At 63.5% G+C, this 18,594-nt stretch carries 20 protein-coding genes; 16 read left to right on the plus strand and 4 right to left on the minus strand.

Features of this window, described 5'->3' with window-relative positions:
• The first annotated feature begins 4 nt into the window (after positions 1-4).
• The 5 genes from AB4Y32_RS12670 (at position 5) to ftsB (ending at position 5,576) form a co-directional block, all read left to right on the plus strand.
• Positions 5-799 carry an alpha/beta fold hydrolase gene (locus AB4Y32_RS12670; RefSeq protein WP_368721669.1) on the plus strand — a complete coding sequence of 265 codons (795 nt, stop codon included), beginning with the start codon at positions 5-7 and terminating at the stop codon, positions 797-799.
• A gap of 236 nt (positions 800-1,035) precedes the next feature.
• Complete coding sequence (locus AB4Y32_RS12675; RefSeq protein WP_368721670.1) at positions 1,036-2,697, plus strand: CTP synthase; 1,662 nt, start codon at positions 1,036-1,038, stop codon at positions 2,695-2,697.
• Positions 2,694-3,554: a 3-deoxy-8-phosphooctulonate synthase gene (gene kdsA, locus AB4Y32_RS12680; RefSeq protein WP_368721671.1), complete on the plus strand. Its 861-nt coding sequence runs from the start codon at positions 2,694-2,696 to the stop codon at positions 3,552-3,554. The genes AB4Y32_RS12675 and kdsA overlap by 4 nt, the downstream gene beginning before the upstream one ends.
• A 141-nt stretch (positions 3,555-3,695) precedes the next feature.
• Positions 3,696-4,979: a phosphopyruvate hydratase gene (gene eno / locus AB4Y32_RS12685; protein ID WP_368721672.1), complete on the plus strand. Its 1,284-nt coding sequence runs from the start codon at positions 3,696-3,698 to the stop codon at positions 4,977-4,979.
• Between the two features lie 168 nt (positions 4,980-5,147).
• Positions 5,148-5,576, plus strand: a complete 429-nt coding sequence (gene ftsB / locus AB4Y32_RS12690) for a cell division protein FtsB (RefSeq protein ID WP_090864899.1) — start codon at positions 5,148-5,150, stop codon at positions 5,574-5,576.
• Between the two features lie 159 nt (positions 5,577-5,735).
• Here ftsB and AB4Y32_RS12695 read toward each other — a convergent pair whose 3' ends face one another.
• The 3 genes from AB4Y32_RS12695 to AB4Y32_RS12705 form a co-directional block, all read right to left on the minus strand.
• The gene (locus tag AB4Y32_RS12695) at positions 5,736-6,083 is read right to left on the minus strand and encodes a hypothetical protein (protein WP_368721833.1); all 348 of its coding nucleotides are present in this window, start codon (positions 6,081-6,083) and stop codon (positions 5,736-5,738) included.
• Positions 6,084-6,258: 175 nt separating this feature from the next.
• Positions 6,259-7,209, minus strand: coding sequence for an Hsp33 family molecular chaperone HslO (gene hslO / locus AB4Y32_RS12700; protein WP_368721673.1), 951 nt, complete (start codon positions 7,207-7,209; stop codon positions 6,259-6,261).
• 62 nt (positions 7,210-7,271) lie between these two features.
• Positions 7,272-7,796, minus strand: coding sequence for a gamma carbonic anhydrase family protein (locus tag AB4Y32_RS12705; RefSeq protein WP_368721834.1), 525 nt, complete (start codon positions 7,794-7,796; stop codon positions 7,272-7,274).
• A 190-nt stretch (positions 7,797-7,986) separates the two neighbouring features.
• On the opposite strand from AB4Y32_RS12705, the gene AB4Y32_RS12710 reads away from it, so the two are divergent.
• The 10 genes from AB4Y32_RS12710 (at position 7,987) to AB4Y32_RS12755 (ending at position 17,001) form a co-directional block, all read left to right on the plus strand.
• Positions 7,987-8,841 (plus strand): ferritin-like domain-containing protein, encoded by an 855-nt coding sequence (locus tag AB4Y32_RS12710; protein WP_368721674.1) that lies wholly within the window; start codon positions 7,987-7,989, stop codon positions 8,839-8,841.
• A 90-nt stretch (positions 8,842-8,931) separates the two neighbouring features.
• Complete coding sequence (locus tag AB4Y32_RS12715) at positions 8,932-9,816, plus strand: alpha/beta fold hydrolase (RefSeq protein ID WP_368721675.1); 885 nt, start codon at positions 8,932-8,934, stop codon at positions 9,814-9,816.
• Between the two features lie 86 nt (positions 9,817-9,902).
• Positions 9,903-10,733: a 3',5'-nucleoside bisphosphate phosphatase gene (locus AB4Y32_RS12720; protein ID WP_368721676.1), complete on the plus strand. Its 831-nt coding sequence runs from the start codon at positions 9,903-9,905 to the stop codon at positions 10,731-10,733.
• Positions 10,734-10,811: 78 nt separating this feature from the next.
• Complete coding sequence (locus AB4Y32_RS12725) at positions 10,812-11,447, plus strand: L-threonylcarbamoyladenylate synthase (protein WP_368721835.1); 636 nt, start codon at positions 10,812-10,814, stop codon at positions 11,445-11,447.
• A gap of 58 nt (positions 11,448-11,505) precedes the next feature.
• Entirely contained in the window at positions 11,506-12,168 is a 663-nt protein-coding gene (locus AB4Y32_RS12730; RefSeq protein ID WP_368721677.1) for a site-2 protease family protein, read from the plus strand.
• A 9-nt stretch (positions 12,169-12,177) separates the two neighbouring features.
• On the plus strand, positions 12,178-13,380 hold the full coding sequence (locus tag AB4Y32_RS12735) for a tryptophan--tRNA ligase (protein ID WP_368721678.1): 1,203 nt from the start codon (positions 12,178-12,180) through the stop codon (positions 13,378-13,380).
• A 19-nt stretch (positions 13,381-13,399) separates the two neighbouring features.
• Positions 13,400-14,014, plus strand: a complete 615-nt coding sequence (locus AB4Y32_RS12740) for a class I SAM-dependent methyltransferase (RefSeq protein ID WP_368721679.1) — start codon at positions 13,400-13,402, stop codon at positions 14,012-14,014.
• A 42-nt stretch (positions 14,015-14,056) separates the two neighbouring features.
• Positions 14,057-14,965 carry a 4-hydroxy-tetrahydrodipicolinate synthase gene (gene dapA, locus AB4Y32_RS12745; RefSeq protein ID WP_368721680.1) on the plus strand — a complete coding sequence of 303 codons (909 nt, stop codon included), beginning with the start codon at positions 14,057-14,059 and terminating at the stop codon, positions 14,963-14,965.
• Positions 14,966-15,070: 105 nt separating this feature from the next.
• Positions 15,071-16,219 (plus strand): outer membrane protein assembly factor BamC, encoded by a 1,149-nt coding sequence (gene bamC, locus AB4Y32_RS12750; protein WP_368721681.1) that lies wholly within the window; start codon positions 15,071-15,073, stop codon positions 16,217-16,219.
• 8 nt (positions 16,220-16,227) lie between these two features.
• Positions 16,228-17,001 carry an MBL fold metallo-hydrolase gene (locus tag AB4Y32_RS12755; protein ID WP_368721682.1) on the plus strand — a complete coding sequence of 258 codons (774 nt, stop codon included), beginning with the start codon at positions 16,228-16,230 and terminating at the stop codon, positions 16,999-17,001.
• Positions 17,002-17,121: 120 nt separating this feature from the next.
• On the opposite strand, the gene AB4Y32_RS12760 is transcribed toward AB4Y32_RS12755, so the two are convergent.
• Complete coding sequence (locus AB4Y32_RS12760) at positions 17,122-17,820, minus strand: Bax inhibitor-1/YccA family protein (protein WP_090864886.1); 699 nt, start codon at positions 17,818-17,820, stop codon at positions 17,122-17,124.
• Between the two features lie 300 nt (positions 17,821-18,120).
• Between AB4Y32_RS12760 and ndk the strand changes: the two genes are divergently transcribed.
• Entirely contained in the window at positions 18,121-18,546 is a 426-nt protein-coding gene (gene ndk, locus AB4Y32_RS12765; RefSeq protein WP_368721683.1) for a nucleoside-diphosphate kinase, read from the plus strand.
• Positions 18,547-18,594 lie beyond the last annotated feature (48 nt).

Here is an 18,594-nt window from a genome sequence, read left to right on the forward strand (position 1 = left end):
GCGCTTGAAAAACATCATCCATTTCTCACATGCAAACGGGTTTCCGGCGTCCACGTATCGGACGATCTTCGCGGAGCTGGCAGATGACTACGAGTTGCGATTCATCGAGCGGATCGGACACGACGCGCGCTATCCCGTGACGCGCGACTGGCCGCATCTCGTCGAAGAGTTGCTGGATGACATCGAGCGTTCTTATGAGAATCCGGTGTGGCTGGTCGGGCATTCTCTGGGTGGCTATCTCTCGCTGAAGGCGGCGCTGAAAAAGCCGCAGTGGGTGCGGGGCGTAGTGATGCTCGATTCGCCCGTGATCGCGGGTTGGCAGAGCAGCATGCTGCGCGTGTCGCAGTGGACGGGGCTCGACGAAAGGCTGTCGCCGGCCGCGGCGACGCGCAAGCGGCGCACGCGCTGGGCCAGCCGCGACGAAGCGTGGCGCCACTTTCACGCGAAGCCGGCGTTCGCGCGGTGGGACGAGCGGGTGCTGTCCGACTACATCGAGTTCGGCATTCCGCAGGTCTCCGCGGACGGCACGCGCGAACTGGCCTTCGACCGGCAGACGGAATACCTGATCTACCGGACGTTGCCGCACACGTCCGGAAGCCGCCTCGCGCGGGGCGCGCCCGTGCCCGTCGGGTTCGTGGCCGGGACGCGCTCGCTGGAGGTGCGGCAGGCCGGTCTGCATGCGACGCGGCGGCTGACGGGCGACCACTTCGAGTGGATCGAAGGAAGTCATCTTTTCCCGATGGAGCGGCCGCTGGAGACGGCGCGTGCCGTGCAGCGGCTGCTGCGCGAGCTGGACTGAGGGCTGCTGAACATTGCCGAAGGTTGTCGAGCGTTGCTGAAACACCGCGCGGCAAGCTCACGAAAAAGCAAGAGAAAACCAAAAAGCGGGCGAAGCGCAAAGTCCCGATCCGCATATCGGGAGCGATGCCGCGGATGCGTCAAAAAGCACGTTCGATCGGGTGCGAGGGAGCCGCCTCAGGCTGGGCTGAAACGGCACGTTCGGGTATAATCCGTTTTTCCCGCGAGCATCCAGCGATGACCAAATATGTTTTCGTCACCGGCGGCGTAGTTTCTTCCCTCGGCAAGGGTATTGCCGCCGCTTCCCTCGCCGCGATCCTCGAATCGCGCGGTCTGAAAGTCACCCTCCTCAAGCTAGATCCCTACATCAACGTCGACCCCGGCACGATGAGCCCGTTTCAGCACGGCGAAGTGTTCGTGACGGAAGACGGCGCTGAGACGGACCTCGACCTCGGCCACTACGAGCGCTTCATCAGCACGAAGATGCGCAAGGCCAATAACTTCACGACGGGCCAGATCTACGAATCGGTGATCCGCAAGGAACGCCGCGGTGACTATCTCGGCAAGACGGTTCAGGTCATCCCCCACATCACGAACGAAATCCAGGCATTCGTCGAGCGCGGCGCGGCATCCGCGACGTGCGGCGAGCCGGATGTCGCGATCGTCGAAGTGGGCGGCACGGTCGGCGACATCGAATCGCTGCCGTTCCTCGAAGCCGCGCGTCAGATGAGCCTGCGCCTCGGCCGCAACAGCGCGTGCTTCGTGCACCTGACGCTGGTTCCGTTCATCGCCACCGCGGGCGAACTGAAAACCAAGCCCACGCAGCACAGCGTGCAAAAGCTGCGCGAAATCGGTATCTATCCGAACGTGCTGCTGTGCCGCGCCGACCGCCGCATCCCCGACGACGAGCGCGCAAAGATCTCGATGTTCTCGAACGTGCCGGAAGACGCCGTGATCTCGGTGTGGGACGTCGACAGCATCTACAAGATTCCGCAGATGCTGCACGACCAGGGCCTCGACGAACTGATCTGCGAAGAGCTGAAGCTGTCGGCCAAGCCTGCGGATCTGTCGATCTGGTCGGAAATGGTCGAGAAGCTCGAGAACCCGAAGAGCGAAGTGACGATCGGCATGGTCGGCAAGTACGTCGAACTGACGGAGTCGTACAAGTCGCTGATCGAGGCGCTGCGCCATGCGTCGATCCATACGTCGACCCGCGTCAACATCGAATACATCGACTCTGAAGAGCTGGAAGAAAACGGTGTCGACGGCCTCCGGCATCTCGATGCCGTGCTCGTGCCTGGCGGCTTCGGCCGTCGGGGCACCGAAGGCAAGATCAAGGCGATCCGCTATGCACGCGAAGCGAAGGTGCCGTATCTCGGCATCTGCCTCGGCATGCAGCTGGCCGTGATCGAATTCGCACGCGATGTCGTGGGCCTGAAGGATGCGAACAGCACAGAGTTCGACCCGGCTACGCCGCATCGCGTCGTCGCGCTGATCACCGAGTGGTACGACCGCGAAGGCAAGGTTGAGAAGCGTACGGAAGAATCCGATCTGGGCGGCACGATGCGCCTCGGCTCGCAGCGCTGCCCGATCAAGCCGGGCACGATGGCCGAAGAGATCTACGGCAAGGACGTGAACGAGCGCCACCGTCACCGTTATGAGGTCAATAACCGCTACGTGCCCCAGCTCGAAACCGGCGGCCTTATCATCAGCGCGCATACCCCGAGCGAAGATCTGCCGGAAATGATGGAACTGCCGCGTTCGATGCACCCGTGGTTCGTCGGCGTCCAGTTCCACCCTGAATTCACGTCGACGCCGCGCGACGGCCATCCGCTTTTCAAGGCGTTCGTCGAAGCGGCGCGCGCGCATCGCGAAGCGAGCGTCGAGGAGCAAGTATGAAACTGGGCGATTTCGAAATCGGCCTCGATAAGCCGTTTTTCCTGATCGCGGGCACCTGTGTCGTCGAATCCGAACAGATGACGATCGACACGGCCGGCAAGCTGAAGGAAATCTGCGCAAAGTTGAAGATTCCGTTCATCTACAAGTCCTCTTACGACAAGGCCAATCGCAGCAGCGGCAAGTCGTTTCGCGGTCTTGGAATGGATGAGGGCTTGCGCATTCTGTCCGAAGTGAAGCGTCAGCTCGGCGTACCCGTTCTGACCGACGTTCACTCGGAAGAAGAAATCGGCCCGGTCGCATCGGTGGTCGATGTGCTGCAAACGCCCGCGTTCCTGTGCCGTCAGACTGATTTCATCCATGCGTGCGCGCGTTCGGGCAAGCCCGTCAACATCAAGAAGGGCCAGTTTCTCGCGCCGCACGACATGAAGAACGTGATCGACAAGGCGCGCGATGCGGCGCGTGAAGCCGGTCTGTCGGAAGACCGCTTCATGGCGTGCGAGCGCGGCGTGTCGTTCGGCTATAACAACCTCGTGTCGGACATGCGCTCGCTCGCGATCATGCGCGAAACGGGCGCGCCCGTCGTGTTCGACGCGACGCATTCGGTGCAGCTCCCGGGCGGGCAGGGCACGAGTTCGGGCGGCCAGCGCGAGTTCGTCCCGGTGCTGGCGCGCGCGGCCGTCGCGACGGGCGTCGCGGGTCTATTCATGGAAACGCACCCGAGGCCGGCCGAAGCGAAGTCGGACGGTCCCAATGCCGTGCCGCTGCATCGCATGGCCGACCTGCTCGAGACGCTGATGACGCTCGATCAGGCCGTGAAGCGCACGCCGTTCCTCGAGAGCGATTTCAATTTCAACTGATGCGCGGGCGCGCGAGCTTCGCCATGATCAGGCGTGGCCCGCGCGCACCAACCCGATGGTCGTCGAACGCGTCCGGACGCGAGTAGTCCAACTGAACCGGACGTCTCACCTTAAGAATTCATCGTCATTTCAGAGGAAACCATGAGTGCTATCGTAGATATCATCGGTCGCGAGATTCTCGATTCGCGAGGCAACCCCACCGTCGAATGCGACGTGCTGCTCGAATCGGGCACGATGGGCCGCGCGGCCGTTCCGTCGGGCGCATCGACGGGCTCGCGCGAAGCGATCGAACTGCGCGACGGCGAAGCCGGCCGCTACAGCGGCAAGGGCGTGCTGAAGGCCGTCGAGCACATCAACACTGAAATCTCCGAAGCGATCATGGGTCTCGACGCTTCCGAGCAGGCATTCCTCGACAAGACGCTGCTGGAGCTGGACGGCACCGACAACAAGTCGCGCCTGGGCGCGAACGCGATGCTGGCCGTGTCGATGGCCGTCGCGAAGGCCGCCGCTGAAGAAGCCGGCCTGCCGCTGTACCGCTATTTCGGCGGCTCGGGCGCGATGCAGTTGCCCGTCCCGATGATGAACATCGTCAACGGCGGCGCGCACGCGAACAACAGCCTGGATATCCAGGAATTCATGATCGTCCCCGTCAGCCAGCCGACGTTCCGCGAAGCGCTGCGCTGCGGCGCCGAAGTGTTCCACGCGCTGAAGAAGATCCTGTCGGACCGCGGCATGAGCACCGCAGTCGGCGACGAAGGCGGCTTCGCGCCGAACTTCGGCAGCAACGACGAGTGCCTGTCGACCATCCTGCAGGCGATCGAGAAGGCCGGCTACCGCGCCGGTGAAGACGTGCTGCTCGCGCTCGACTGCGCAGCGAGCGAGTTCTACCACGACGGCAAGTACCAGCTGGCGGGCGAAGGCCTTCAATTGTCGTCGGCGGAATTCACGGACTATCTGTCCACGCTGGCCGACAAGTTCCCGATCGTCTCGATCGAAGACGGCATGCACGAAGGCGACTGGGAAGGCTGGAAGCTGCTCACCGACAAGCTCGGCAAGAAAATCCAGCTGGTCGGCGACGACCTGTTCGTGACGAACACGCGCATCCTGAAGGAAGGCATCGAAAAGGGCATCGCGAATTCGATCCTGATCAAGATCAACCAGATCGGCACGCTGACGGAAACCTTCGCGGCAATCGAAATGGCCAAGCGCGCGGGCTACACGGCCGTGATTTCGCACCGCTCTGGCGAAACGGAAGATTCGACTATCGCGGACATCGCGGTCGGCTTGAACGCCGGTCAGATCAAGACGGGCTCGCTGTCGCGCAGCGACCGTATCTCGAAGTACAACCAGCTGCTGCGCATCGAGGAAGATCTGGGCGATATCGCCAGCTACCCGGGCAAGTCGGCGTTCTACAACCTGCGTTGAACGACGCCCGATCGGCACCCTTCGAGACAGGTCGACGCGCGAGAGTGACGCTTGCCGTCAACAATTTGTCTCAATAACCGTTAAAACGGTTATGCTTCGCTACTGACTCACCCTTGCCGCCCTGCGTACAGCGCAGGGCGGCTCGTATTCCACCCTGCAATTCAATTCATGCGGCTCGTCACCGTCGTTCTGCTCGTCCTGCTGGTGCTGATCCAATATCCGCTGTGGTGGGGCCATGGCGGCTGGCTGCGCGTTCACGAGCTGCAACAGGAACTCGCGCAGCAGCTGAAAAAGAACGCCGACGAGAAGACGCGCAACGAGCGCATTCAGGGCGAAGTGCAGGATCTGCAGAACGGCTCGGCCGCCGTCGAAGAGCGTGCCCGCTACGAAATGGGCATGGTCAAGGACAGCGAAGTGTTCGTGCAGTTCGTGTCGCCGAACGCGCCGCTGTCCGCTTCGAGCGCCGCGCAATCGAATACGTCGACGCGCGGGCAGATCACGGGCGCGCCGTTGCGCGTGGTGCCGAACCCGGAATCGCGCGCGAAGCCAGATCGCAAGCACTCGAAAAAGGATGCAAAGGAGAAGAAGCCGGGTTGATGTCCGGCGCGGCGTGACGAGAAGGCGGTGCGGTTGCAACGAAAAAGGCGCGGTTCGTCATGAACCGCGCCTTTTGTTTTTGATCGTGCTGGTCGATCGAGCGGGACGGGTTGCGCCCGTTCACGCAAGCAGTCAGTTCAAGTCAGTTCAAGGGGTGTATTACCAGCCCCAACCCCAGCCCGGCGCGTACCCATAGCCGATGCCCGTGCCCCAGCCATGTCCCCAGCCGCCGCTGGAGTAACTGCCGTAGACAGTGACGGGGGGCGCGGCGTAGCGCGACCAGGCCTGCGCAGCGGCATCGGCGGCCATGGCCTCGTTTTGCTCGATCATCACCTGCCTGTCGATTGCGTCGTAACGCGCGCGCTCTTCCGGCGTGAGCGGATGCGCAGTCGCCGCGACGCCTGACTGGTCGGCGGGCAAGCGGCTGTAAATCGGCGACGGACCAGGCGGGTCCATCATGCAGCCGGACAAAGCGATAGCGCTGGCAACAAGCGCAAGCGCGGACATCCGGAATGGACGAGCGGCGAGTAACAGGGCAAGGGTATTCATTTCGACCTCCATCGATCGGATGCCTAAGCAATTCCGCTATCAGCGCTTTCGATAATCAGGCAACCGCCAATGTCCGATGATACTGCGCCGCTCGCCGGCGAGAGCGGCTTGCGGCGACGCAGTCTGTTCCGGCTCAATGCCGCTGGTCGGCGGCCGGCGCCACTCCCTGTGAGAGCCCGCTCGCGACGAAAAGCTGCGCCACGTCGACGGGGTCGAACTCATACCGCTGATTGCAGAACTCGCAATGAATCTCGACGTGACCGCGCTCTTCGATCACGCTGTCCACTTCCTCGCGTCCCAGCATCTTCAGCATGCGGCCGACTTTTTCGCGCGAGCACGTGCATTCGAAGCGCGTTCTCGCCGGCTCGAAATGCTGGACGTTTTCTTGCCAGAACAGGCGCCGGAACAGCGTGGTGGGTTCTTCGCCCAGCAGTTCGTCGGTCGACAGCGTGCCGCCGAGCGTGCAGAGGCGATTCCACGTATCGGCGTCGATTTCGCTGGGATGCGGGACGATGCCGCCGTCGCCGGGCAGTTTCTGCAGCAGCATGCCGACCGCGCGTTGGTCGTTCGCCGCGAGCCACAGACGCGTGTCGAGCTGTTCCGAATGGCGCATGTAGTGCTCGAGCACTTCCGCCATCGACTTCAGCGGCCCATCCAAACCCGACAGTGGCACGATGCCCTGATACGGCTGCTGGCCGGGCGTCTTGCTCTTCGGATCGAGCGTGATCACACAGCGGCCATGGCCGCCCGCATTGACGAGATCGACGAGCGTGAGATCGTCGGCGATCGTGTGCGCGACGTCGCCCGCGAACTTCGCGGTCGCGCGCATCGACAGGTCCGAATTGCATTGCACGACGAGCATCTTCACGGGGCCGTCGCCGAAAATCTGCATGATCAGCGTGCCGTCGAATTTCAGATTCGCCGACAGCAGCGCGCACGCGGCCATCATTTCGCCGAGCACGTTCCGCACGGGCGCGGGATAGCTCCGGCGCGTCAGCACTTCCTGCCACGTATTGGCCAGCGAAACGATCTCGCCGCGAACGGGCGCCGCGCTGAACATGAATTTTTGCAACTGATCACTCACAACTTTTCCTCGGTCGAACCGCGCGGTGGGAGGTCCGCGCTTGACGCGTCGTGCCGCAGGCCTTAGCCGATGCGGACGAGTTGCGCCTTGAAATAGTCCCTGCGCTCGATGTAATTATCGGCGATGCGCTGCAGGCCTTTGATATCTGCTTCAGTCAATTCTCGGACGACCTTTGCGGGTGCACCGAGAATCAGAGAATTGTCGGGAAAAACCTTGCCTTCAGTAACGACGGCGCCCGCTCCGACAAGACAATTGCGGCCGATCACCGCTCCGTTCAAGACCACAGCCTGGATGCCGATCAACGCGCCTTCCTTCACAGTGCAGCCGTGCAACATCGCCTGATGACCGACCGTCACATTCGCTTCGAGCATCAGCGGAAAGCCAGGATCGGCATGCAGCACGGCGCCTTCCTGAATGTTGGTGCCCGTGCCGATGGTGATCGGCTCGTTGTCGCCGCGGATCGAAGCGCCGAACCAGACGCTCGCGTTCTCTTCGATCGTTACTTTACCGATGATGGTCGCCGTGTCTGCGACGAACACGCTTTCGTGAATGATCGGGGCTGCGTCCCCCAGCTTGTAGATTGCCACAGTGTCTCCTCGGTCGTCGGACGCCTTGCCGCCGCGCATCGGCGGCCGGTGCGGCAGTTGCGCGCGATGGCGGCATCCCGCGCTGCATGGTCGGATCGCGTATTGTAAACGGTTGTGCAATAAGCCCGCGCGCCAAGCCGTGGCGGCATCGCTGTCCTCCCTTTTTCACGTATCGCTTTCGTAACGCGCCATGCATTCCCCCGATTCCGCCCGTACCGATGCCCCGATTTGCGCCCGCACCGAAGCGCTGGCCCTGCTGGGCGAGCGCGTGCCCGCGACGAAGGCAGCCGCGGCGCAGGCCCTCTATGCGCGCGTGCAGGGCAGTACGGCGGCCGTGTCGCCGGAACGGGTGCTGGATGAGCCAGTCGGGCTGCCCGGGCGTCCCGCGCGTCCCGAACTCGTCGAGCCGCGCAAGCTCGGCAGACGCAGCATGCAGTCGCCGGAAGGGCGCGCGGTGTTGCTGCACGCGCTCGCGCATATCGAGTTCAACGCGATCAATCTTGCGCTCGACGCCGTGTGGCGCTTCAGCGGCATGCCGGAGGCGTTTTACGTCGACTGGATGAAGGTCGCGTCGGAGGAAGCGCATCACTTTTCGCTGTTGTCCGCGAGGCTCGCGGAGTTCGGTCACGCGTACGGCGACTTCCCGGCGCACGACGGCCTGTGGGACATGTGCGAGCGCACGCGTGGCGACGTGCTCGCCCGCATGGCGCTCGTGCCGCGCACACTGGAGGCGCGCGGACTCGATGCGTCGCCGCCGATCCGGGCGCGGCTGCAACAGGCGGGCGATCATGCGTCGGCGGCGATTCTGGACGTGATCCTGCGCGACGAAATCGGCCATGTGCTGATCGGCAATCGCTGGTTCCGGCATCTGTGCGACGAGGCGGGCGTTGATGCGCATCGGACTTATCTGCGTCTGTCCGATGACTATCGCGCGCCGAAATTGCGCGGGCCCTTCAATTTTGAAGCGCGGCGCAGCGCCGGCTTTGAAGAGGCGGAACTGGCGGCGCTGGCCGGCCTCGAAGCGCAGCCGCGCGACGACGACTGAAGCGGACTTCCACTCGCCCGCACGCGGCGGCCTGGCTATCTCGATATAATCGAACGATCATTCTTTTCAGGCCGCCCCATGGATCGTCCTTTGAATCCCTCCGTTTCCGAATTCGTCACCGTGCGCGGCGTGCGCCTGCACGTGCGCCGCTGGGGCAACCCCGATGCGCCGATGCTCTTCATGCTGCATGGCTGGATGGACGTCGCGGCATCGTTTCAGTTCGTCGTCGATGCGCTCGCCGGCGACTGGCAGGTGATTGCGCCCGATGCGCGCGGTTTCGGGCTGTCCGACTGGCCCGTCGCGGGGAAAGGCGGCGGTCACTACTGGTTCCAGGAGTATCTGGCCGACCTCGACGCGCTGCTCGATCACTACGCGCCGACGGGCGAAGTGAATCTCGTCGGGCACAGCATGGGCGCGAACGTCGTCTGTCTGTACGCGGGCGTGCGGCCGGAGCGGGTGCGGCGCGTGGTCGACCTGGAAGGGTTCGGGCTCGCGCCGTCGAAGGCATCGCAATTGCCGCGCCGTCTCGCGACTTGGCTCGACGAATTGCGCGAGCCACCGTCGCTGCGCCCGTACGCGACACTCGACGATGTCGCCGCGCGCCTCATCAAGACCAACGCGCGACTGGCCCCGCAACGCGCGCGTTTTCTCGCGCAGCACTGGTCGAAGCCGGACGGCAAGGGCGGCTACGTGCTGCTCGCCGATCCTGCGCACAAGATTCGCGGGCCGCTGCTGTACCGGCTCGACGAAGTGATGGCCGTCTGGGCGAACGTGCGCGCGAAGGTACTGCACGTGGAAGCGACGGCATCGCCGACGCTCCCGGTGCTGGCGGGCGACATTCCGCTCGACGAATTCAAGGCGCGCTTCCGCGCGTTTGCCGACTGGCGCGAAGCGTTCGTCGACGATGCGGGCCACATGGTCCATCACGATCAGCCCGAGCGGGTTGCCGCGCTGATCGAAGGCTTTTGCGCGTAGCGCGAGTCGCGGATCGGGCCGCTGATTCCTCTGCGTTTGCTTACTGCGTTGCAGTAGAATGAGACGTTCAGCTTATCCATACGACGATGAACGCCGACTTGCATTGCCATTCCACTGTGTCCGACGGCGCGTTTGTGCCCGCCGAAGTCGCGCGCCGCGCGCATGCGGGCGGCGTGACGCTGTGGGCGCTGACCGATCACGACGAAGTGGGTGGTCAGGCGGAGGCGCGCGAGGCTGCCGAGGCGCTAGGCATGCAGTATCTGGACGGCGTCGAGATCTCGGTCACATGGGCGTCGCGCACGATTCACATCGTCGGCCTGCATGTCGATCCCGCCTGCAAGGAACTGCTCGACGGGCTCTATCGCACGCGCAACGGGCGCGCCGCGCGGGCCGAAGCGATCGGCGATCAGCTGGCCACGCTCGGCATTCCCGACGCGTATGAAGGCGCGCTGAAATACGTGTCGAATCCCGACATGATCTCGCGCACGCATTTCGCGCGCTTCATGGTCGAGCAGGGCCACGCGAAGGATACGCAGGATGTGTTCTCGCGCTTTCTCGGCGAAGGCAAGCCGGGCTATGTGCCGCATCGCTGGTCCAAGCTCGCCGACTCCATCAGGTGGATCAAGGCTGCGGGCGGCGAAGCGGTGATCGCGCACCCAGGCCGCTACGCATACACGCCGACCGAATTCGACGCGTTGTTCGCCGAGTTCATTGATCTCGGCGGCAAGGCGATCGAAGTCGTCACGGGAAGCCACACGCCTGATCAATACCGCGAATATGCGGACGTCGCGCGTCGCTTCGGCTTCGAGGCATCGCGCGGGTCCGATTTCCATGCGGCGGGTGAAGGCCGCGTCGAACTGGGCGGCCTGCCGCCGCTGCCGTCGGATCTGAAGCCAGTCTGGGAACGTTGGCTGTAAGCTCTGAATTCGCGCCCGCGCGGGCACGCGCGCTGCGTGAATACGCTGTCGCTGTTCCCCGACTTCCTGACCGACATCATGTCCCAATACTTTCGGCTACATCCGGACAATCCGCAGCCGCGTCTGATCAAGCAGGCGGCCCAGGTCATCGAAAGCGGCGGCGTGGTCGCGCTGCCGACTGATTCCAGCTATGCGCTCGCGTGCCAGCTCGACAACAAGACCGCTGTCGACCGCGTGCGGCGCATCCGCGGCATCGACGAGCGGCAGTTGCTGTCGCTGCTCGTACGCGATCTGTCCGAGCTGGCGAACTTCGCGATCGTCGACAACCGCCAATACCGTCTGATCAAATCGGTGACGCCCGGCCCCTACGTGTTCGTGCTGCAGGCGACCAAGGAAGTGCCGCGCCGCCTGTCTCATCCGTCGCGCAAGACGATCGGCCTGCGCGTGCCGGACCACGCAATCACGCTTGCGATACTCGAAGAACTCGGCCAGCCGCTGCTCGGCTCGACGCTGATCATGCCGGGCGAAACGGAGCCGCTGAACGATCCGGAGGAAATCCGCGAAAGGCTCGAAAAACAGCTCGATCTGGTGATCGACGGCGGCGCGTGCCCGTGCGAGCCATCGACGGTGATCGACCTGACGGGCGAGGAGCCCGTGCTGGTGCGAGCGGGGCGCGGCTCTCTCGCGCCGTTCGGTCTCGAAGAGACGGCCTGATCGTTACATGAGCGAAAGCCGACAGGGCCGCAAGACGGCGTTGTTACAATAGAGCAATATGGATTCCTCCCTGATACAGACCATCGTCGTCTACGCGCTCCCCGTGATCTTCGCGATCACGCTGCATGAGGCTGCGCACGGCTACGTCGCGCGCATGCTCGGCGACAACACCGCTTACGTGCTCGGGCGCGTGTCGTTCAATCCAATGCGCCACATCGACCCGCTCGGCACGATCTTCATTCCGCTGCTGCTTTACTTCGCCACGAGCGGCGCGTTCATGTTCGGCTACGCGAAGCCCGTGCCCGTCGCGTTCGGCAATCTGCGCAATCCGCGCTGGGGCTCGCTGTGGGTCGCGCTCGCGGGCCCGGTGTGCAACTTCGTTCAGGCGCTCGTGTGGGGCGTGTTCGGCGTGTCGCTCGCCCTCATGCACGTCGACGAGCCATTCTTCACGCGCATGGCGGCCGCGGGCGTCGGCGTGAATCTCGTGCTCGGCGTGCTCAATCTCTTTCCGCTGCCGCCGCTCGACGGCGGACGCGTGCTGACGGCGCTGCTGCCCGTGCGTCCGGCGATGATGCTGGCGCGCCTCGAGCCGTATGGCTTTTTCATCGTGATGGCGCTTGTGATGACGGGCACGTTGACGCGCTTCTGGCTGCGTCCGCTCGTCAATATCGGCTATGAAGCCGTCACGGCTATCCTGACTCCTCTCGTTTCGCTTTTCTAATCCAAAACCATGTACCCCGACCGTATCTTCTCCGGCATGCGGCCCACCGGCTCGCTGCACCTCGGCCACTATCACGGCGTGCTGAAAAACTGGGTGCGCCTGCAGTCCGAGTATCCGTGCTTTTTCTGCGTGGTCGACTGGCATGCGCTGACGACCCACTACGAAACGCCCGACGTGATCGAAAAGAACGTGTGGGAAGTGCTGATCGACTGGCTCGCATCGGGCATCGATCCGGCGCAGGCAACGCTCTTCATCCAGAGCCGCGTGCCCGAGCATGCGGAGCTGTCGCTGCTGCTCGGTATGAGCGCGCCGCTCGGCTGGCTCGAACGCGTGCCGACGTACAAGGAGCAGATGGAGAAGCTGAAGGACAAGGATCTGTCCACGTATGGCTTCCTCGGCTATCCCGTGCTGATGGCGGCCGACATTCTGCTGTACCGCGCGTCGCTCGTGCCCGTCGGCGAAGACCAGGTGCCGCACGTCGAGATGACGCGCGAACTCGCGCGCCGCTTCAACCATCTGTACGGCCGCGAGCCGGGCTTCGAAGAGAAGGCGCTGGAAGCTGCGAAGAAGCTGGGCGGCAAGCGCTCGAAGCTGTATCACGAGCTGCGCAACGCGTATCAGCAGGAAGGCGACGATGAAGCGCTCGAGCAGGCCCGTGCGATGTTGCAGGAGTCGCAGAGCCTGTCGATGAGCGATCGCGAGCGTCTGTTCGGCTATCTCGAAGGCTCGCGCAAGATCATCCTCGTCGAGCCGCAGGTGCTGTTGACGGAAGCGTCGCGGATGCCCGGCCTCGACGGCCAGAAGATGTCGAAGTCGTACGGCAACACGATCGGTCTGCGCGAGGACGCGGAGACGATCACGAAGAAAGTCCGCACGATGCCGACCGATCCGGCGCGCGTGCGCCGCACCGACCCGGGCGATCCCGACAAGTGCCCGGTGTGGCAGCTGCATCAGGTCTACACCGACAAGGACACGCACGACTGGGTGCAGAAGGGTTGCCGCTCGGCGGGCATCGGCTGCCTGGAATGCAAGCAGCCGGTGATCGAGGGCATCCTGCGCGAGCAGCAGCCGATGCTCGAACGCGCGCAGAAGTACATGGACGATCCGTCCTTGCTGCGCGCGATCGTCGCCGACGGCTGCGACAAGGCGCGCCGTTTCGCGTCGGAGACGATGCGCGACGTGCGCGAGGCGATGGGCCTCGCGTACACCTGATGCCAGCGACAGGCGGACGATGAGCAGCGAGCTTCCCGGCGTGAATTGCGCAAGCCATGTGGCCATCGGCGAGCCGTCGCGCTGGGTGAAGCGCTGGGCACATCTGGTGGAAGGCGGCGGCGCGGTGCTCGACGTGGCGTCGGGCGCAGGGCGCCATGCGCGTTTTTTCGCGTCGCGCGGCCATCCCGTGACGGCCATCGACCGCGATGCGGCCGCACTGGCCACGATGGACGGCGTTTGCAGCATCACGACGCTCGCCGCCGACATCGAAAACTGCCCATGGCCGCTTGCCGCTGGCGTGCGCTTCGCGGCCGTCGTCGTGACCAACTATCTGCATCGTCCGCTCTTTCCCCAATTGCTGGACGCGCTGGCGCCCGCCGGCGTGCTGATCTACGAAACCTTCGCGCGGGGCAACGAAGCCGTCGGCAAGCCGTCGAACCCCGCATTTCTGCTCGCGCCCGGCGAGCTGCTCGGCGCGGTGCGCGGAAAGTTACGTGTCGTTGCATTTCAGGACGGTTTCCTCGCGGAACCGCGTCCCGCCTACGTCCAGCGGATCTGCGCGATTCGCGAGCCGGACAGATCGCTCAACACGGATAGTACGGGTCTTCCCCCGCGTTACGATTTGACCGGTTAATCCGCTACAATCGCAGTTTATTGAACAAATTCATGGCGTTTCATGGCTAACGGCACTCAGCAAGACGGCGTCGCGATTCGCGGCAGCATTCCCGCCATCATCACCCCGATGCTCGAAGACGGCAGTCTCGATCTTCCGGCCTTCCGCAAGTTGATCGACTGGCATATCGAAGAGGGCACGAACGCGCTGGTCGTGGTCGGCACGAGCGGCGAATCGGCGACGCTGTCAGTCGAAGAGCACGTGCTGATGGTCAAGACGGCCGTCGAACAGGCGGCCGGCCGCATCCCCGTGATCGCGGGCGCGGGCGCGAATTCGACGACGGAAGCGATCGAGCTGACCGAGCAGTCGAAGAAAGTGGGCGCCGATGCCACGCTGCAGGTCGTGCCTTACTACAACAAGCCGACGCAGGAAGGTATCTACCGCCATTTCGCGAAGATCGCCGAAGCCGTCGATCTGCCCGTGATCCTCTACAACGTGCCGGGCCGCACGGTCGCGGACATGTCGAACGAAACGATCCTGCGCCTCGCGAACGTGCCGGGCATCGTCGGCGTGAAGGAAGCGACGGGCAACATCGACCGTGCTGCTCACCTGATCAAGGCGGCGCCGGCGCACTTCGGCATTTACAGCGGCGACGATCCGACGGCGATCGCGCTGATGCTGCTGGGCGGCCACGGCAACATCTCGGTGACGGCGAACGTCGCGCCGCGTCTGATGAGCGAGCTGTGCAAGGCCGCGCTTGCTGCCGACGCGAAGACGGCGCGCGAGATCCATCTGAAACTTCTCTCGCTGCACAAGAACCTCTTCATCGAATCGAACCCGATTCCGGCGAAGTGGGCCTTGCAGCAACTGGGCCGCGTCAAGGGCGGCATTCGTCTGCCCCTCACGCCGCTCGACGCGCGCTACCACGACGTAGTCCGCGACGCGCTGCGCGAGGCGGGGCTGCTTGGCTGAGCGCCTGAGATTTCAGGCGCCTCCCGGCATTTTTTCAACTGACGTCGATATCGCCCCCGGTCCCGCACCGAACCAGGCAGCGCGTTTAGCTTCACGAAGGACCCCATGAAACGTTCCGCACTTTCCCTCCACGCAACGCGCCTGGCGGCGTTGACGCTTGCGGCTGGCACGGTTGTGTCGCTTTCTGGCTGCGAATCGCTGAACGACGTGCTCGCGTCGGATCGCGTGAACTACAAGGAGACGACGAGCGCGCCGCCGCTCGCCGTGCCGAGCGATCTGACGGCTGCGCAGATCGACCAGCGCTACGTGGCGCCGCCCGTCGGCACGGCGCTCGGCGGCGCGCCGCAGCGGGCGAAGACGCAGGCGGGCAACCTGACGGAAGGCGTGCCGAATGCGCAGGACCCGCTCGGCATGCACGTCGAGCGCGATGGCGACCGCCGCTGGCTGGTCGTCGACGGCCGTACGCCGGAACAGCTGTGGCCGCAACTGAAGGAATTCTGGACGGAGAACGGCTTCTCACTGAGGACCGACGCGCCGACGACGGGCATCATGGCCACCGACTGGGCCGAGAACCGCGCAAACATTCCTGACGACTGGTTCCGCCGCACGGTGGGGAAGGTGATCGATTTCGCGTACTCGTCGGGTACGCGCGACAGCTTCCGCACGCTCGTCTCGCGCGATGCGACAGGCGCGACCGACATCTCGATCACGCACGCCGCGATGGAAGAGGTGCTGACGGGGCAGGACAAGACGTCGTCGCGCTGGGTCGAGCGCCCGCGCGATCCGGCGCTGGAAGCCGAGTTCCTCGCCAAGCTGATGCAAAAGTTCGGCCTCACCGACGCGCAATCGAAGCAGCTTCTGACGGACGCGCGTCCGTCGACGGTGCATGCGCAGCTCGCCAGCAACGCGGGTGGCGCGACGCTGGATCTACCCGAATCGTTCGACCGCGCATGGCTGCGTGTCGGCCTCGCGCTGGATCGCACGAACTTCACAGTCGATAACCGCGATCGTGAAAAGGGCATTTACTACGTGCGTTACGCGGATTCGATGCAGGAACTCAAGCGCGACGGCATCTTCGGCAAGCTGTTCTACAGCGACAAGAGCACGAAGAAAGATGCCCACGAATTTCTCGTGAACGTGCGCTCGAAGAGCGACACGTTGACGCAGGTTGCCGTCGTCGATGCAAGCGGCCAGGTGGATACGTCGTCGGATGCGCAGCGCATCGTGTCGCTGCTGCACGCGCAACTGAACTAAGGCGGCTCGTGCGATTTGCCAGTCTGGGAAGCGGCAGTGAGGGCAATGCATTGCTGGTCGAGGCCCAAAGCGGAGCGACCACGACACGGGTTCTGCTGGATTGCGGCTTCTCGGCGAAGGAAGTCGCCCGACGGCTGGAGCGGCTGGGCGCGGGTGTGGATGAACTCGACGCCATTCTCATCACCCACGAACATAGCGACCACATCGGCGGCGCACTGACGCTCGCCCGCAAGCTGTCGATTCCGCTTTACATGAGCTGGGGCACCGCGCGCGCCGTTGGCGCGGACGAGGCCGATGTCGATCTGCATGTGATGTGGAGCGACGAAAACGTCGCGATCGGCGATCTGAGCGTGCTGCCATACACCGTTCCTCACGATGCGCGCGAGCCGTTGCAATACGTGTTTTCCGATGGCGCATCGCGCCTGGGCGTGCTGACGGACGTCGGTGCGTCGACGCCGCATATCAGCGCCGTGCTGAGCGGCTGCGACGCGCTCGTGCTCGAATGCAATCACGATGTGCAGATGCTTGCGGCATCGCGTTATCCGCCATCGCTGAAGGCGCGGATCGGCGGGAATCATGGGCATCTGAACAATGACGCGGCGGCGGAAATTCTTGCGTCACTGGACCGCTCGAAGCTGCGGCATCTGGTTGCGGCGCACCTGAGTCAGCAGAACAATCTGCCGGAGCTCGCGCGAGCGGCGATGGCGGCCGTGCTCGGCGCTGCGGCGACGGAAGTGGTGGTCGCGACGCAAAGTGAAGGGTTCGGTTGGCTGAGTCTCTGAAGGTCCCGGTCGCTACGGCAGCAGCGCTTGCGGCGTTCTACACGAAGACAGCAAAACAGCAAAACGCCCGTGATGATTGCTCGTCACGGGCGTTTCGTTTTGGTTCAGGCGTTGCGGCGATCAGTTGCGGTTGCCGCCGAAGATGCCGAGGATCGACAGCAGGTTCACGAACACGTTGTACAGGTCGAGGTAGATCGCCAGCGTGGCCGTGATGTAATTCGTCTCTCCGCCGTTCACGACGCGCTGCACGTCGAACAGCATGTAAGCCGAGAAGATCACGATCGCGAGCACCGATACCGTCAGCATCAACGCGGGCAGTTGCAGAAACAGGTTCGCGACCATCGCCAGCAGCAGCACGATCACGCCGACGAATAACCACTTGCCGAGGCCCGAGAAGTCGCGCTTGCTGACCGTGGCGACCGTCGCCATTGCGGCGAAGATCACGCCAGTGCCACCGAACGCGAGCATGATCAGCGACGGCCCGTTCGAAAAGCCGAGAATGAAGCTCAACAGCCGCGACAGCATCAGGCCCATGAAGAACGTGAAACCGAGCAGCACGAATACGCCGGCGGCGCTGTCTTTCGTCTTCTGAATCGCGAACATGAAGCCAAAGGCGATCGCGAAGAAAGCGAGCATGCTCATGGCCGGGCTTGTCGCGGCAAACAGCGAGAAGCCGGTCGCGACGCCCACCCACGCGCCGATTACCGTCGGCACCATCGACAGCGCGAGCAGCCAATAGGTGTTGCGCAGTACGCGGTTGCGGGTTTCGGCCGTGGTGACGGAACCGCCCCGGCCGAAGTTATAGGGATATTCGTTCATGGTCTCTCCTTGCGTCGGACGCAGTGTTGCTGGGTGGCTTGCAACGGTTTTCGTACGCTGCCGGCAGGCGGGTTGCCACCGGCACGCGAATCCACAACCCTAAGATTAACGCCAGGACGAGGAGTTTCAACGCTGGGGAATTCACCCGCTATTACGTTTTGTTACCCGCCGGCCCGAATCTTCGGGACTGGAGCCTCAATCCTTACAGTATCGTAAGGGTTCAATCGCAATCATACACGGGAACATGCTACAATAGCGGATTCATTTAAATCTGTAACCTCTTAATTTTCTGGAGTTTTTATGGCGATCGAACGCACCCTGTCGATTATCAAGCCGGACGCAGTGGCCAAGAACGTGATCGGCCAGATCTACAGCCGCTTCGAAAACGCTGGCCTGAAGATCGTGGCATCGCGCATGGTTCAACTGTCGCGCGCCGACGCAGAGAAGTTCTACGCTGTGCATGCAGAGCGTCCGTTCTTCAAGGACCTCGTCGAATTCATGATCTCCGGCCCGGTGCAGGTTCAGGTTCTGGAAGGCGACAACGCCGTCCTGAAGAACCGTGACCTGATGGGTGCGACGGACCCGAAGAAGGCTGAGAAAGGCACGATCCGTGCTGACTTCGCCGACAGCATCGACGCGAACGCAGTCCACGGTTCCGACGCAGCAGAAACGGCTCGCGTAGAAGTCGCGTTCTTCTTCCCGGAAGTCAACGTCTACTCGCGCTAAGCAGATAGGCTCCAGTAGGACAGCAGTAACAGCAGCAGGAGCGGGCGC

This window comes from Paraburkholderia phymatum (assembly GCF_040965635.1).
Lineage (GTDB): Bacteria > Pseudomonadota > Gammaproteobacteria > Burkholderiales > Burkholderiaceae > Paraburkholderia > Paraburkholderia phymatum_B.

Bases quoted from the DNA above. Each gene is read 5' to 3' on its own strand.
- AB4Y32_RS12675 (WP_368721670.1), top strand. From the start codon at position 1,036: ATGACCAAATATGTTTTCGTCACCGGCGGCGTAGTTTCTTCCCTCGGC.
- AB4Y32_RS12695 (WP_368721833.1), bottom strand. From the start codon at position 6,083: ATGTCCGCGCTTGCGCTTGTTGCCAGCGCTATCGCTTTGTCCGGCTGC.
- AB4Y32_RS12740 (WP_368721679.1), top strand. From the start codon at position 13,400: ATGAGCAGCGAGCTTCCCGGCGTGAATTGCGCAAGCCATGTGGCCATC.
- AB4Y32_RS12730 (WP_368721677.1), top strand. From the start codon at position 11,506: ATGGATTCCTCCCTGATACAGACCATCGTCGTCTACGCGCTCCCCGTG.
- kdsA (WP_368721671.1), top strand. From the start codon at position 2,694: ATGAAACTGGGCGATTTCGAAATCGGCCTCGATAAGCCGTTTTTCCTG.
- AB4Y32_RS12760 (WP_090864886.1), bottom strand. From the start codon at position 17,820: ATGAACGAATATCCCTATAACTTCGGCCGGGGCGGTTCCGTCACCACG.
- bamC (WP_368721681.1), top strand. From the start codon at position 15,071: ATGAAACGTTCCGCACTTTCCCTCCACGCAACGCGCCTGGCGGCGTTG.
- ndk (WP_368721683.1), top strand. From the start codon at position 18,121: ATGGCGATCGAACGCACCCTGTCGATTATCAAGCCGGACGCAGTGGCC.
- AB4Y32_RS12710 (WP_368721674.1), top strand. From the start codon at position 7,987: ATGCATTCCCCCGATTCCGCCCGTACCGATGCCCCGATTTGCGCCCGC.
- dapA (WP_368721680.1), top strand. From the start codon at position 14,057: ATGGCTAACGGCACTCAGCAAGACGGCGTCGCGATTCGCGGCAGCATT.
- ftsB (WP_090864899.1), top strand. From the start codon at position 5,148: ATGCGGCTCGTCACCGTCGTTCTGCTCGTCCTGCTGGTGCTGATCCAA.
- AB4Y32_RS12735 (WP_368721678.1), top strand. From the start codon at position 12,178: ATGTACCCCGACCGTATCTTCTCCGGCATGCGGCCCACCGGCTCGCTG.
- eno (WP_368721672.1), top strand. From the start codon at position 3,696: ATGAGTGCTATCGTAGATATCATCGGTCGCGAGATTCTCGATTCGCGA.
- AB4Y32_RS12720 (WP_368721676.1), top strand. From the start codon at position 9,903: ATGAACGCCGACTTGCATTGCCATTCCACTGTGTCCGACGGCGCGTTT.
- AB4Y32_RS12725 (WP_368721835.1), top strand. From the start codon at position 10,812: ATGTCCCAATACTTTCGGCTACATCCGGACAATCCGCAGCCGCGTCTG.